The 13,460-nt window shown below is 69.1% G+C and carries 14 protein-coding genes and 1 tRNA gene; 11 read left to right on the top strand and 4 right to left on the bottom strand.

The annotated features are described in order from the left end of the window. Genes D7I44_RS02295 through D7I44_RS02275 form a run of 5 tightly spaced genes read left to right on the top strand, consistent with a single transcriptional unit; the run spans window position 1 to window position 5,222 of the window. Window positions 1–1,140, top strand: a complete 1,140-nt coding sequence (locus D7I44_RS02295) for a TIGR03364 family FAD-dependent oxidoreductase (RefSeq protein WP_120790748.1) — start codon at window positions 1–3, stop codon at window positions 1,138–1,140. A 48-nt stretch (window positions 1,141–1,188) separates the two neighbouring features. After that, window positions 1,189–2,358 (top strand): ABC transporter substrate-binding protein, encoded by a 1,170-nt coding sequence (locus D7I44_RS02290; RefSeq protein WP_120788004.1) that lies wholly within the window; start codon window positions 1,189–1,191, stop codon window positions 2,356–2,358. 15 nt (window positions 2,359–2,373) lie between these two features. Next, the gene (locus tag D7I44_RS02285; RefSeq protein ID WP_120788003.1) at window positions 2,374–3,303 is read left to right on the top strand and encodes an ABC transporter permease; all 930 of its coding nucleotides are present in this window, start codon (window positions 2,374–2,376) and stop codon (window positions 3,301–3,303) included. Further along, window positions 3,300–4,142, top strand: a complete 843-nt coding sequence (locus tag D7I44_RS02280) for an ABC transporter permease (protein WP_120788002.1) — start codon at window positions 3,300–3,302, stop codon at window positions 4,140–4,142. The genes D7I44_RS02285 and D7I44_RS02280 overlap by 4 nt, the downstream gene beginning before the upstream one ends. A 3-nt stretch (window positions 4,143–4,145) precedes the next feature. Further along, window positions 4,146–5,222, top strand: coding sequence for an ABC transporter ATP-binding protein (locus tag D7I44_RS02275; RefSeq protein WP_120788001.1), 1,077 nt, complete (start codon window positions 4,146–4,148; stop codon window positions 5,220–5,222). Here D7I44_RS02275 and D7I44_RS02270 read toward each other — a convergent pair whose 3' ends face one another. Continuing rightward, window positions 5,223–5,927, bottom strand: coding sequence for a phosphocholine cytidylyltransferase family protein (locus tag D7I44_RS02270; protein ID WP_120788000.1), 705 nt, complete (start codon window positions 5,925–5,927; stop codon window positions 5,223–5,225). It abuts the gene before it with no gap. 139 nt (window positions 5,928–6,066) lie between these two features. Here D7I44_RS02270 and D7I44_RS02265 point away from each other — a divergent pair, with 139 nt between their 5' ends. The 3 genes from D7I44_RS02265 to D7I44_RS02255 are packed head-to-tail and all read left to right on the top strand — an operon-like array spanning window position 6,067 to window position 9,020. Further along, window positions 6,067–7,074, top strand: a complete 1,008-nt coding sequence (locus tag D7I44_RS02265) for an ABC transporter ATP-binding protein (RefSeq protein ID WP_120787999.1) — start codon at window positions 6,067–6,069, stop codon at window positions 7,072–7,074. Continuing rightward, window positions 7,071–8,726, top strand: a complete 1,656-nt coding sequence (locus tag D7I44_RS02260) for a hypothetical protein (RefSeq protein ID WP_245979928.1) — start codon at window positions 7,071–7,073, stop codon at window positions 8,724–8,726. The genes D7I44_RS02265 and D7I44_RS02260 overlap by 4 nt, the downstream gene beginning before the upstream one ends. Window positions 8,727–8,747: 21 nt before the next feature. Then, complete coding sequence (locus tag D7I44_RS02255) at window positions 8,748–9,020, top strand: DUF3039 domain-containing protein (protein WP_120790746.1); 273 nt, start codon at window positions 8,748–8,750, stop codon at window positions 9,018–9,020. 18 nt (window positions 9,021–9,038) lie between these two features. Here D7I44_RS02255 and D7I44_RS02250 read toward each other — a convergent pair whose 3' ends face one another. Continuing rightward, window positions 9,039–10,340 (bottom strand): nicotinate phosphoribosyltransferase, encoded by a 1,302-nt coding sequence (locus tag D7I44_RS02250; protein WP_120787998.1) that lies wholly within the window; start codon window positions 10,338–10,340, stop codon window positions 9,039–9,041. Window positions 10,341–10,368: 28 nt separating this feature from the next. Between D7I44_RS02250 and murI the strand changes: the two genes are divergently transcribed. The 3 genes from murI to rdgB are packed head-to-tail and all read left to right on the top strand — an operon-like array spanning window position 10,369 to window position 12,538. Beyond that, the gene (gene murI, locus D7I44_RS02245) at window positions 10,369–11,190 is read left to right on the top strand and encodes a glutamate racemase (protein ID WP_120787997.1); all 822 of its coding nucleotides are present in this window, start codon (window positions 10,369–10,371) and stop codon (window positions 11,188–11,190) included. 14 nt (window positions 11,191–11,204) lie between these two features. Continuing rightward, the gene (gene rph, locus D7I44_RS02240) at window positions 11,205–11,951 is read left to right on the top strand and encodes a ribonuclease PH (RefSeq protein ID WP_120787996.1); all 747 of its coding nucleotides are present in this window, start codon (window positions 11,205–11,207) and stop codon (window positions 11,949–11,951) included. Next, on the top strand, window positions 11,948–12,538 hold the full coding sequence (rdgB, locus tag D7I44_RS02235; protein WP_120790745.1) for an RdgB/HAM1 family non-canonical purine NTP pyrophosphatase: 591 nt from the start codon (window positions 11,948–11,950) through the stop codon (window positions 12,536–12,538). Before rph ends, rdgB begins: the two co-directional genes overlap by 4 nt. On the opposite strand, the gene D7I44_RS02230 is transcribed toward rdgB, so the two are convergent. Both D7I44_RS02230 and D7I44_RS02225 read right to left on the bottom strand, forming a co-directional pair. Next, a complete protein-coding gene (locus tag D7I44_RS02230) occupies window positions 12,507–13,205 on the bottom strand; it encodes a DedA family protein (protein WP_120787995.1) in 699 nt (232 codons plus the stop codon). The two genes, rdgB and D7I44_RS02230, sit on opposite strands and share 32 nt — an antisense overlap. Window positions 13,206–13,239: 34 nt before the next feature. Beyond that, a tRNA-Leu gene (locus D7I44_RS02225) sits at window positions 13,240–13,321 on the bottom strand. Between the last annotated feature and the right edge of the window lie 139 nt (window positions 13,322–13,460).

Here is a 13,460-nt window from a genome sequence, read left to right as displayed (position 1 = left end):
GTGACCCCAGCCCCCACGGTTCCGCCTGCCCGTTTCGACGTCGCCGTCGTCGGCGCCGGCGTCGTCGGGCTCGCGCACGCGTGGCACGCTGTGCGCGCCGGCCTCAGAGTCGTGGTGCTCGAGCGCGATGAGTTCGCGGTCGGCGCCAGCATCCGCAACTTCGGCCACATCTGCACGACCGCGCAGTCGGGGCTGGTCTACGAGTACGCGCTGCGGGCACGCGAAGAATGGCTGACGATCGGCGCGGATGCCGGCATCCCCGTCGCCGCGCACGGCACAGCCGTCATCGCCCGCCGCCCTGAGGAGCTCGCCGTGCTCGAGGAGTTCGTCGGCGAGCGCAGCGACGACAACGTGCTACTCACCCCGGCGCAGCTCGCCGACAGGCTCGGCTTCGACGCCCCGGGCGCGCTCGGGGGAGCGTGGCTGAGCCTTGACCTGCGGGTCGACTCGCCGACCGCGATCCCCGCCTTCGCCGCGCACCTGGCGGGCCGCGGCGTCGAGTTCCGGTACCGCTCGAACGTGCTCGCCGTCGAGTCGGACCGGGTGGTCACCACGGCAGGCGACGTGGCCGCGGACCGCGTCATCGTCGCCGTCGGCCACGATGTCGACCGCTTCTTCCCGGCGCTCGCAGAAGAGCACGGCGTCGTGCGCTGCCGCCTGCGCATGATCGAGGCGGATGCTCCGGCCGGCATCACCGTCGACCCCGGCGTCTTCACGGGAACCTCGCTGCTGCGCTACGACGGCTTCGCCGAGACGAAGTCAGCGGAGGCGCTGCGCGACGCGCTCGCCCGCGAGGCCCCCGCGCTCGGAGAGCACGGCGTGAACCTGATGTTCACGCAGCGACTGTCGCACAGCGGGGCCGCCGGCCGGCTGGTGCTCGGCGACACCCACCACTACAGCCTCACCGAGACGCCGTTCGAAGACGAGGCGAGCGACGAGCTGCTGCTCGCCGAGTTCCGGGAACTGCTCGGCGCCGACCACCTCGTGGTCCGGCGGCGTTGGCGTGGCGTCTACGCCTCGAGCCCGCGAGGCCCCTATCTGGTCGCGAGCCCCGCGCCCGGCGTCACCGCCGTCTCGGTCACGAGCGGCATCGGCATGACGACGGCGCTCGGGCTCGCGGCATCCGTTCTCGATCTCTGAATCCTGCTTCACACCCCACATTCCCCCTGTAAATCCACGAGGAGAACAATGAACAGCAAGCTCCGCCGCGTTGGCCCGGGCCTCGTGCTCGTCGCCGCGGCAGCCATCGCGCTGACCGCGTGCGCGGGCAACAGCAGCGCCTCCAGCGCCTCCAGCGCGAAGGACTGCAAGACCCTCTCGAAGGACGAGGCCGCCAAGGCCACGAGCGCCGCCGACTTCGGAGGCCTCGACTGCCTCGCACAGGCCGCAGAGAAGGAGGGCCACCTCAACGTGATCACCCTGCCGCCGTCATGGGCGAACTACGGCAAGATCATCGCCGGCTTCCAGGCCAAGTACCCGCAGATCAAGATCAACTCGGAGAACCCCGACGGCTCGTCGCAGGACGAGGTCGATGCGGCGAAGGCCGACAAGGGCCAGTCGACCGCGCCCGACGTGTTCGACATGGGCACCACGGTGCTGAGCGCCAACCCCGACGTCGTCACGCCCTACAAGGTGCAGAACTGGGACAAGATCCCGGCGGACTTCAAGGACCCCGACGGCAACTGGTACTACGACTACACGGGCCTCATCTCGATCGGCTACGACTCGTCGAAGATCAAGACCGCGCCGAAGAAGCTCGACGACCTGCTGGGCTCCGCGTACAAGAACGCCGTCGCGATCAAGGACTCGCCCGTCAAGGCGAACGAGTCGCTGATGGACGTCGTGCTCGCCACCGAGCAGGACGGCGGCCAGGTCTCCGACCTCAGCACCGGCGTCGACTTCTTCAAGAAGCTCAAGGACGCGGGCAACTTCGTGCCGACCGTCGCGTCGCAGGCGACCGTCAACAACGGCCAGACCCCGGTCGTGCTGCAGTGGTCGTTCAACAACGTCGCGTGGGGTGACGCCTCGCAGGGCGGCAACCCGAACTTCAAGTCGGTCGTCCTGCCCGGCGCTGCCGTCGGCTCCTACTACAACCAGGCCGTCGCCTCTGACGCGGCCGACCCGGCGGCCGCCCGCCTGTGGGAGGAGTACATCTACACGCCGCAGGTGCAGAACCTGTACCTCGCGGCCGGCGCCTACCCGGCGATGCTCGACGCCATGAAGAAGGACGGCTCGGTCGACAAGGACGTGCTGGCGAAGGTCGGCGACGCTCCTTCCGACATCACCCTTCTCTCCGCGGACCAGGCGACCGCTGCGGGCACGCAGATCGCGACCCTCTGGCCCGCGGCGATGGGCTGAGGTCAGGGACCCATCATGACCGTTGTCGCACCCAGTGCGGCGACCGACCGGTCCGCCGGCGCCGGGGCTCACGTCAAGCCCCGGCGCCATCGGCTCGGTTGGCTCGGCTTCACGCCGTTCGCCGCGTACACGCTGGTCTTCCTCGCTGTGCCGACCGTGCTCGCGGTGTGGAGCGGTCTCACAACCGAGAGCGGCGCCTTCACCCTCGCCAACTTCGAGGTGTTCGGGGACCACATCATCCTGAAGGCATTCGCCAACTCGATCGTCCTCTCGCTCGCGACCGCGGTCGCGAGCGCCATCATCGGCGCGGTCATCTGCGTCGCGCTGCTCGCGGTGAACCCGACCGGGTTCACGCGCGTGGTGGCGGATGCCGCGGCATCCGTCTTCGCCCAATTCGGCGGCGTCATGCTGGCGTTCGCCTTCGTCGCCACCATCGGCACCACCGGCCTGCTGACCCTGTTCCTGAAGCAGGCATTCGGCTTCGACATCAACTCGCTCGCACTGGACCAGACGGCGGGCCCGCTGATCAACCAGGTCTCCGGCATGTTCTTCGTCTACGTGTACTTCTCGGTGCCGCTGATGGTGATCGCCTTCATGCCTGCCCTCGTCGGCCTGCGACCGCAGTGGGGTGAGGCCGTCGCGACCCTCGGCGGCGGTCGCTGGAGCTACTGGCGGCACGTCGGGTTCCCCGTGCTCGCGCCGTCGTTCTTCGGCTCGTTGATCCTCGTGTTCGCCGGCGCGTTCTCGTCCTACGCGACGGCGTCGGCCCTGACCAACTCGGGCGTCATCATCCCGATCATCATGCAGCAGGACCTGAGCAGCGAGACGCTGCCGGGCATCGCCCATGTGCCCGGCGTGCTCGCCGTCGGCATGATCGTGATCATGGCGCTCGTCATGTGGCTGTACTCGCTGCTGCAGCGCCGAGCGGCGAGGTGGCAGCGATGAGCCGCGGACTGCGCCGATCCGGCTCGGCCCGCGTCGGCGCGGTGCCGAGCCGCACGACGTCGACGGTCATCCTGGTGCTCGCCGCCCTCGGCTTCCTCTACCCGCTGTACGCTCTGTTCCGCTTCGCGTTCTGGCCGACCGCGCAGACGCACGGCTTCACGCTGCAGCACCTCGAGCGACTCGGCGACCCGGGTCAGGCCTACATGTACTCGCAGCTGTTCGAGGGCATCCAGAACTCGCTCGTCATCGCGATCGTCACGGTCGTGCTGATGGTCGTGTTCCTGCTGCCCGCGATGATCCTCGCAGAGCTCCGCTACCGTGCGCTGCGGCAGGTCATCGAGTTCGTATGCCTGCTGCCCATCTCGATTCCGACGGTGGTGCTCGCGGTCGGGTTCGTACCGGTCTACCAGCAGATCTGGCATGTGACGGGCTCGGTCGCCTGGGTGCTCGCCTTCGCGATCGGCATCATCGTGCTGCCGTACGCGTACCGGCCGATCCAGTCGAACATGTCCGGCCTCGACATGGTCACGCTGTCCGAGGCGTCGCGCTCGCTCGGCGCCGGGTGGTTCCAGACGGTGTGGTCCGTGATCCTGCCGAACCTGCGCCGCGGCATCCTCTCGTCCGCGCTCATCACCGTGTCCGTCGTGCTCGGCGAGTACACGATCGCCTCGTTCCTCACCCAGAACACGTTCCAGACGGCGCTCGCCCTGCTGCAGCACGCCGACCCGTATGTCGCCGCGACCTTCGCGCTCGCCGCACTGCTGCTCATCTTCCTGATCCTCGTGCTGATCGGAGCCGTCGGCTCGATCGGCGGGTCCGCCAAGCGAAAGGCCGCATAGCCGATGTCCACCGTCGAAACCGTCTCAGCCGCAGCAGCGCTCGAGGTCGCCGGCACCGCCGTCGAGCTCGTCGGGGTCGTCAAGACCTATGCAGGCCACCAAGCGCTTGCCGGCGTCGACCTGCGCGTCGAACCCGGGGAGTTCATCGCCCTGCTCGGCCCGTCGGGCTGCGGCAAGACGACCGCGCTGCGTGCGCTGTCGGGCCTCGAGCAGATCGACGGCGGCCGCATCCTGATCGACGGCAAGGACGTCGCGCAGATCGCGGTCAACAAGCGCGACATCGGCATGGTGTTCCAGTCGTACTCGCTGTTCCCGCACATGACAGCGCTGCAGAACGTCGAATTCGGGCTGCGCATGCGCAAGGTGGATGCCTCGGCCAGACGCACCCGCGCGACGGAGGCGCTCGAGCTGGTCGGCCTCGGCCATCTGGCCGAGCGATACGCGCATCAGCTGTCCGGCGGCCAGCAGCAGCGCGTCGCGCTCGCCCGCGCGCTCGTCACCCGGCCGCGTGTGCTGCTGCTCGACGAGCCTCTGTCGGCGCTGGACGCGAAGGTGCGCGTCAGCCTGCGCGACGAGATCCGCCGCATTCAGAAGGACCTTGGCATCACGACCCTGTTCGTCACCCACGACCAGGAGGAGGCGCTCGCCGTCGCCGACCGCGTCGCCGTCATGAACTCGGGCGACATCGAGCAGATCGGCACCCCCGAAGAGCTGTACCTCAACCCGCGCACCTCGTTCGTCGCCGACTTCGTCGGGCTGTCGAACAAGCTCGACGGCAACGTCGCCGGGGGAGTGGTGACCGTCTACGGCCAGCCGCTGAACGTGCTGGGCGAGGCACCTGCTGCCGGCCCGGTGACGGCGTTCGTGCGGCCAGAGGACATCGCACTGACGGCGGATGCGGGGCTGCCGGCCACCGTCGTGTCCACGAGCTTCCTCGGGTCGCTGCGGCGCACCTTCGTGCGGCTCGCCGACGAGACCGTCGTCGCCGTGCAGCACGACGTGAGCGACAAGCCGCAACCCGGCGAGGGCGTCGCGCTGCGGTTCAAGGGGCGGCCCGTCGCGGTCAGCCCCAAGGATTAGCTACGCGAAGAGATGGTTCGCGCGCTCGAGGTCTTCCGCGAAGTCGACCTCCACGGCGTACAGGTCGGTGATGTCCATCGGCTCGACGCGGATGCCGTCACGGCCGATCGACAGCTCGAGGCCGCCCTCGAAGTACTCCTGCGCGTCGACCTTGTCGAGTGCGCGGATGAAGCCGGCCTTGTCACGGGCCGAGATGAAGTTGATGCCGACGGCCTCGCCGAGCGCCTTGCCGAGATCGACCTTCTTCGAGAGCTTGTCGATGAAGCCCTCGGCGTCGACGGTGTACTTGACCTCTTCGTCTGAGACCTTCGAGGTGTTCACGGTGACGAAGCTCTGGCCGCGGTCGATGAGCTCCTTGGCGCGGACGAGAGCGGCGGGGTCGAAGACCACATCGCCGTTCATCCACAGCACGCCGCCCTTGCTCGACGCGCGCAGGGCGCGGAGCAGGCTCTTGCTGGTGTTGGTCTGGTCGTACTGCTCGTTGTAGACGAACTTCGCGCGGTCGCCGTAGCGCTCCACGATCTCTTCGGCGCGGTAGCCGACGACGATGGTCACCTCGGCGTCCTTCCCGAAGGCCGCCTCGACGTTGCCGAGCTGCTGACCCATGATCGTGCGGCCGTCGACGAGCTCGGTGAGGCACTTCGGCAGCGAACGGCCGAGGCGGGTTCCCATGCCCGCGGCCAGAATCACGATCTGTGTAGTCACGCTTTCTCCTCAAGGTAGACGACAGACGTTCACTCCAAGTTTACCCGGTCCGTGCCCGTGGGTGCCCTGAACGCCCATTTTCGTAACCGGTTCTTAGCAAGGGGCGCGCGAGGTCGGGGCCTCTTGCTACGGTGGCCACATGAGTTCGCTTCCGGAGACGCCACCTGAAGACGGCCCCCAGACGAACCCCATCTCGCCCGTTGAACCGGTCGCGGAAAATGCCTCGTCAGAGGTGAAAAAGCCCACAGCGCCGAGGGCGCCGCGAGCCCGACAGACAACGCCGCGCACGCCGGCGAAGCCACGTACGCCGGCGAAGCCGCGAGCCCCACGGGCCCCGCGTGCGAAGGCCGCTCCGAAGGCTCCGCCCGCGCCGATCCCCGAACCCAAGCCGACCGCCCTCGGCATCCGCCAGCTCTACAAGCGCTTCGGCGGCACCATCGCGCTCGACGGCGTCAGCATCGATGTGCCAGAGGGCTCGTTCTTCGGCATCGTCGGCCCCAACGGCGCAGGGAAGACCACGATGCTGTCGATCGTGAGCGGCCTGCTGCGGCCCGATTCCGGCCAGGTCGTGGTGCACGACGTCGACGTCTGGAAGCAGCCGGAGCACGCGAAGCGGCTGATCGGCGTGCTGCCCGACCGGCTGCGCCTGTTCGACCGCCTGACCGGCGCACAGCTCCTCTACTACTCGGGCACGCTGCGCGGCCTCGACGGCCACACCGTGAAGCAGCGCGTCAACGACCTCGTCGCGGCGTTCGGCCTCGAGACCGCGGTGGGGCGCCTCGTCGCCGATTACTCGGCCGGCATGACGAAGAAGATCGCGCTCGCAGCGGCGCTCATCCACTCGCCGCGTGTGCTCGTGCTCGACGAGCCGTTCGAGTCGGTCGACCCGGTGTCGGCGGCGAACATCACCGAGATCCTGCAGAAGTACGTGGCGGCGGGCGGCACGGTGGTGCTGTCGAGCCACAGCATGGATCTCATCCAGCGCATCTGCGACCGCGTCGCGATCATCGTCGCGGGGGTGGTGCTCGACTCGGGCACCGCAGACGAGGTGCGCGGGCAGAAGACCCTTGAGGAGCGCTTCGTCGAACTGGCTGGGGGGCGCAAGGCGGCGGAGGGCCTGGAGTGGCTGCACAGCTTCTCGGAGTGACGGTTCTGGGTCGCAAGCAGGCGGCCGAGCTCGCGCACAGGCTGGGCGATGGTGTGGCGGATGCCTTCGCCGACGTCCCCCGCTTCCTGAGGCTCAAGCTGGTGCTGCTCGGCGGGGCGTTCCGCCGCAGCCCCTGGCAGGTGGTCGGCCTCGTTCTCGCGTCGCTCTACGGCATCGGGATGACGGTGCTGCTCGTGGGCGGCCTGATCGCCGCTCGGTTCGTGCCCGATGTGGAATCCGTTCGCGCCATCGTCATCGTCGCGGGCACCGTCGTGACCACCGGATTCCTGCTGCTGCCGCTCGTGTTCGGGGTCGACGACACACTCGACCCGCGCAAGTTCGCACTGTTCGGCATCACGCGCAACCGGCTCGCGGTCGGGCTCGCGGCGGGCTCGATCCTGTCGGTGCCCGCCATCGTGCTCGCGATCTGCGCGCTCGCGACCGTCGTGACCTGGTCGCACGGGTTCTGGCTCACCGTGCTGGCGTTCATCAGCGCGGTGATCGCGACGGCGACGAGCGTGCTGGCCGGGCGCGTCGCGACCGCGGTCGCCGGGTTCCTGCTCGATACGCGGCGCGCGCGCGAGCTGACCGGCGTGATCGGCATCCTGCTCGTCGTGCTGATCTCGCCGCTCGTGCTGTCGCTGTCGAATGTCGGCTGGGGCGCACAGGGGCTGTCGATCGTCGGCGTGTTCGCAGACATCCTGCGCTGGTCGCCCATGGGCGCCGCGTGGGCTGTGCCCGCTGACACCGCGGCTGGTCACGGGGGTGCCGCCGCGCTCGAACTGCTCATCGCGGTCGCGGCCCTGGCCGGACTGTGGCTCGCGTGGCGCGCGCTGGTGGCACACATGCTCATCACGCCGTCGCGCGCCGGCGAGGTGAAGACGTACTCGGGGCTCGGGTGGTTCGGCGTGATGCCGGCCACCGCGTGGGGCGTGGTGGCGGCGCGCAGCCTCACGTACTGGGGCCGGGACGCCCGCTACTGGGTCTCGCTCATCATGATCCCCGTCATCCCGGTGATCATCCTGACGGCGTTCGCCGTGGTGCATGCGATCCCCGGCACGTACCCCGCTCTGCTGCCGTTGCCGATCATGGTGCTGTTCCTCGGCTGGGCGGCGCACAACGACGTCGCCTTCGACGGCACCGCGGTGTGGCTGCACGTGGTCGCCGGCACGACGGGGCTCGCCGACCGTGTCGGCCGTATCGTGCCGCTGCTGTTCATCGGCATCCCGCTCATCGTGATCGGCACCGCGGTGTCCGTGTACTTCTACGGCGACGCCCATGTCGCGCTCGCGCTGGTCGGCGTCACCGTGTGCGAGCTGTTCGTCGGGCTCGGGCTGTCGAGCGTCACCTCGACGCTCGCGCCCTACCCCGTGCCGAAGCCCGGCGACAGCCCGTTCCAGCAGCCGCAGAGCGTTGGCGCGATCGCGGCGGTGGTGCAGGGGTTCAGCCTCACGGTGATCCTTGTCCTGTCCGCGCCGTCGATCGTGTTCGGCGTGCTCGGCGTGTTCGTCGACCCGAGCTGGTTCACCGCGTCGCTGTGGGCCGGACTGGTCGTCGGCGCGCTGGGGCTCGCCGGCGGCGTGGTCGGGGGTGGCGCGATCTTCAACAGACGCGGGCCGCAGATGCTGGACGCCGCGGTGAAGGCCGCGTAGCTCGCTCGTACACTGATGAGCATGAGCATCTCCGAACCCGGCGGACCCCTCGAAGGCGGCAGCACCGCGACACTCGACCGCGAGCTCGAGGAGCTGCTGGAGCGCGAATCCATCGAAGAGGGCGACCACGATCGGTTCTCGCACTACGTGAAGAAGGAAGCGATCCTCGAGTCGGCCGTGACGGGCAAGCCTGTGAAGGCGCTGTGCGGCAAAGTGTGGGTGCCGGGGCGCGATCCGGAGAAGTTCCCGGTGTGCCCCGACTGCAAGAAGATCTACGACTCGCTCGCGGCCTGAGGCCTGGCGTGCCCCGAGCTACACGAACAGCGTGTGCAGCGCCGGGTCGCCGGCGCCGAGTCTGAACGCCTCCTCCGGAAGCTCGTCGATCGCCTTGGCGTTGTGCAGGCGAGCGGCGGCGACGCCGCCGGCGCCGACGAACGAGGCATCCGCCTCGCCGTCGGCCATCAGCGTCACGAGCAGCTCGCGGCCTGCATCGCGCGGCGGCCGCGTGGTCAGAACGTGCACGACCTCGGCCGTCGCGGTTCCCGACGAGTCGAGATGGCGAATCGGGACCTTGCGACCGCCGACGGATGCTTTCCCGTCGGACTTCTTGGCGACGGGAATCCATTCGCCCTCGTCGGTCTTGTGCGCCACCAGCTTGTAGACCATGCCCGCCGCGGGGGCTCCGGAGCCGGTGACGAGTGAGGTGCCGACACCGTAGCTGTCGACCGGGCTCGCCGACAGTGCCGCGATCGCGTACTCGTCGAGGTCGTTGGTCACCGTGATCTTCGTGCCCGTCGCGCCGAGCGCGTCGAGCTGGGCGCGTACCTTGCCGACCAGCTTCGGCAGGTCGCCGGAGTCGAGGCGGACGCCGCCGAGCTCGGGCCCCGCCACGCGGATCGCCGTCTCGATGCCCTCGGCGACGTCGTAGGTGTCGACGAGCAGGGTCGTGCCGACGCCCATCGCGGCCACCTGCGAGCGGAACGCCTCTTCCTCGGTGTCGTGCAGCAGCGTGAACGCGTGCGCGGCGGTTCCCATGGTGGGGATGCCCCAGACCCGGCCCGCCTCGAGGTTCGACGACGCCGAGAAGCCGGCGATGAAGGCGGCGCGGGTCGCTGCGACCGCTGCGTCCTCGTTCGCGCGGCGCGAGCCCATCTCGGCGATCGGTCGGCCGGCGGCTGCGTGCACCATACGGCTCGCCGCGGTCGCGATCGCCGAGTCGTAGTTCAGCACCGAGAGCACGAGGGTCTCGAGGATGACGCCCTCGGCGAAGGGCGCCTCGACGGTGAGGATGGGGGAGCCGGGGAAGTACACCTCGCCCTCGCGGTAGCCCGTGATGGTGCCCGTGAAGCGGTAGTCGGCCAGCCAGTCGAGGGTGTGCGCAGAGACGACATGCTCGGCGCGCAGCCAGTCGAGCTCGGCGTCGCCGAAGCGGAACCGGTTGATCAGCTCGAGCAGGCGGCCGGTGCCGGCGACGACGCCGTAGCGGCGGCCGAGGGGCAGGCGGCGCCCGAAGACTTCGAACACGGATTCCCGTGCGTAGGTGCCGTCGGCGAGCGAGGCATCCAGCATGGTGAGTTCGTAGCGGTCGGTCAGCAGAGCGGTCGAACCGGTCATGAAGCTCAGGCTATCTAGACTCGTTGTCATGAGCGATGCACCGATCGGGATCTTCGATTCGGGCGTTGGCGGGCTCACTGTGGCGCGCGCGGTGCGCGACCAGCTGCCGAACGAGAGCATCCTCTACATCGGCGACACTGCCCACTCGCCCTACGGCCCCAAGCCGATCGCCGACGTGCGCCGCTACTCGCTCGAGGTGCTCGACTTCATGGTCGACCAGGGCGTGAAAATGCTCGTGATCGCCTGCAACACGGCGAGCTCGGCGATGCTGCGCGACGCGCGCGAGCGCTACGACGTGCCGGTCGTCGAGGTGATTCAGCCCGCCGTGCGGCGCGCGGTCGCCGCCACTCGCAACCGCCGTGTCGGTGTGGTCGGCACGGTCGGCACGGTCAACTCGCGGGCCTACGAGGACGCGTTCGCCGCCGCCCCCGAGCTCGAGCTGTTCACTCAGGCGTGCCCCCGCTTCGTCGAGTTCGTCGAGGCGGGCATCACCAGCGGGCCTGAGCTGCTCGCCCTGGCATCCGACTATCTGCAGCCCTTGAAAGAGGCGCAAGTCGACACCCTCGTGCTGGGCTGCACCCACTACCCGTTCCTCAAGGGCGCCATCTCGTATGTGATGGGCCAGAGCGTCTCGCTCGTCTCGAGCGACGTCGAGACGGCGAACGACGTGTACCGGGTGCTGGTCGGCCAGGGCCTCGAGCGGCACGGCGCGACTGACCCGCGCATTCACTACGAGGCGACCGGTGCCGACACCATCGCATTCCAGAATCTGGCGAACCGGATGCTGGGGCTCGACGTGTCCCGCGTCGATCTCGTGCAGACGGGCGTCATCGAACTTCCCACCAGGTAGAGAGGCTTTTCCCCGTGTCAGATGAACTCCGCGCCGACGGGCGCACGCCCGCGCAGCTGCGCCCCGTGACCATCGAGCGCGGCTGGAGCAAGCAGGCAGAGGGCAGCGCCCTGATCAGCTTCGGCGACACCCGCGTGCTGTGCACCGCATCGTTCACGAACGGGGTGCCGCGCTGGATGGCAGGGCAGGGCAAGGGGTGGGTCACCGCCGAGTACTCGATGCTGCCGCGGGCCACCAACGACCGCAGCGACCGCGAGGCGGTGAAGGGCCGCATCGGCGGCCGCACCCACGAGATCAGCCGGCTGATCGGGCGCTCGCTGCGCGCCGTCGTCGACTTCAAGGCGCTGGGAGAGAACACGATCGTGCTCGACTGCGACGTGCTGCAGGCCGACGGCGGAACCCGCACCGCGTCGATCACGGGCGCGTATGTCGCCCTCGCCGATGCGCTCGTCTGGGGCAGAGAGCGCGGATTCATCGGCAAGAAGGCGCAGCCGCTCAAGGATTCGGTGTCCGCGATCTCGGTCGGCATCGTGCGCGGCGAGCCCATGCTCGATCTGGCATACGTCGAGGACTCGCGCGCCGAGACCGACATGAACGTGGTCGTCACCGGGTCCGGGAAGTTCATCGAGGTGCAGGGCACGGCAGAGGGCGAGCCGTTCGATCGCGAGGAGCTGAACGCGCTGCTCGACCTCGCGCTGCTCGGCAACCTCGAGCTCGCCGACATCCAGCGCACGGTGCTCGCCGTGGGCGCGGAGGGCTGATGCGCGTCGTCCTCGCGACGCACAACGCGCACAAGGCGCGCGAGTTCCAGACGATCCTTGAGCGTGGGGTGAGCGAGCTCGAGATCGTGGCCTACGACGGGCCGGAGCCGGTCGAAGACGGTGCGACGTTCGCCGAGAACGCGCTCATCAAGGCGCGGGCGGCAGCGGCGCACACCGGGCTGCCGGCGCTCGCCGACGACTCCGGCATCTGCGTCGACATCCTCGGGGGTGCGCCCGGGATCTTCTCGGCGCGTTGGGCCGGGCGGCACGGCGACGACCTCGCGAACCTGCAGCTGCTGCTCGACCAGCTCGCCGACGTGCCGGACGCGAATCGTGCCGCGCACTTCTCATGCACGATCGCGCTCGTGTCGGGCGGCAGCGAGGCGACCGTCGAGGGGCTCTGGCCCGGGCGGCTCGCCCGCACTGCGAGCGGCGCGAACGGGTTCGGCTACGACCCGATCTTCCTGCCGGACGGTGAGGGCGGGGCATCCGCCGCCGCACTCGCCCCGGAGCGGAAGAGCGCGGTCAGCCACCGCGCGCGCGCCTTCGAGGCGGTCACACCCCTGCTGGCGGCTCTGCCCCGGTAGACGCGGGCGCATCGGCGGCACGCTTGGACTTGCGCTGCGCGTTCAGCAGGTGCAGCCCCGTCGGCACGACCGCGACGACGACCGCGCCGAGCAGGATCAGGTCGATGTAGTTCTCGACGAAGCGCGCCACCGGCGGGATGTAGTGCAGCGTGTACCCGAGGTAGACGACGCCGGCGCCCCATGCGAGCGCGCCGATGGCGTTGTACAGCGAGTACTTGCGGTAGTCCATCTTGCCGACGCCCGCAGCGATCGGCGCGAACGTGCGCACGATCGGCACGAACCGGGCGACAATGACGGCCGCGGGGCCGAACCGGTTGAAGAAGGCGTTGGTGCGCTCGACGTTCTCTCGCGAGAACAGCCGCGACTCCTCGCGCTGGAAGATGGCGGGCCCGGTCTTCCTGCCGATCAGATAGCCGACCTCGCCGCCGGCCCACGCGGCGAACGCGATCGCGAGCGCCACCCAGTACACGTGCACGTGGAAGAACAGTTTCTCGGGCGATGAGAGCAGGCCGCTGATGAGCAGCAGCGTGTCGCCCGGCAGGACGAAGCCGATGAGCAGGCCGGTCTCGGCGAAAATGATCGCGCACACGACGAGCAGGGCCCAGGGGCCGGCGCTGTGGATGATCGTCTCTGGATCCAACCAGGGGACGAGTGAGGCGTGAACCACGGTTCTCCTGCTGTGTGCTGTCGGTAGTGCTGCGTGCGAGAGAAGGGAATCGAACCCTCACGCCTTTCGGCACAGGAACCTAAATCCTGCGTGTCTGCCAGTTCCACCACTCTCGCGGGAAGCTGACGGAAGTCTATCCGTGGCGCTTCAGCGAGTCTTCCGGGGCAACCCTGAGAAACGGCTCAGGGACGCAGCCGCATCGGCGCTGTGGATAACTTATGCGGGCGGGTGGCCGTTCCCGGCATCCTGCTCTGC

This window comes from Gryllotalpicola protaetiae (genome assembly GCF_003627055.1).
GTDB lineage: Bacteria > Actinomycetota > Actinomycetes > Actinomycetales > Microbacteriaceae > Gryllotalpicola > Gryllotalpicola protaetiae.
Note: the sequence above shows the minus strand (reverse complement) of the source record. Positions and strands in the feature narration are given on the sequence as shown.

Bases quoted from the DNA above. Each gene is read 5' to 3' on its own strand.
- D7I44_RS02290 (WP_120788004.1), top strand. From the start codon at position 1,189: ATGAACAGCAAGCTCCGCCGCGTTGGCCCGGGCCTCGTGCTCGTCGCC.
- D7I44_RS02285 (WP_120788003.1), top strand. From the start codon at position 2,374: ATGACCGTTGTCGCACCCAGTGCGGCGACCGACCGGTCCGCCGGCGCC.
- D7I44_RS02280 (WP_120788002.1), top strand. From the start codon at position 3,300: ATGAGCCGCGGACTGCGCCGATCCGGCTCGGCCCGCGTCGGCGCGGTG.
- D7I44_RS02275 (WP_120788001.1), top strand. From the start codon at position 4,146: ATGTCCACCGTCGAAACCGTCTCAGCCGCAGCAGCGCTCGAGGTCGCC.
- D7I44_RS02265 (WP_120787999.1), top strand. From the start codon at position 6,067: ATGAGTTCGCTTCCGGAGACGCCACCTGAAGACGGCCCCCAGACGAAC.
- D7I44_RS02255 (WP_120790746.1), top strand. From the start codon at position 8,748: ATGAGCATCTCCGAACCCGGCGGACCCCTCGAAGGCGGCAGCACCGCG.
- D7I44_RS02250 (WP_120787998.1), bottom strand. From the start codon at position 10,340: ATGACCGGTTCGACCGCTCTGCTGACCGACCGCTACGAACTCACCATG.
- murI (WP_120787997.1), top strand. From the start codon at position 10,369: ATGAGCGATGCACCGATCGGGATCTTCGATTCGGGCGTTGGCGGGCTC.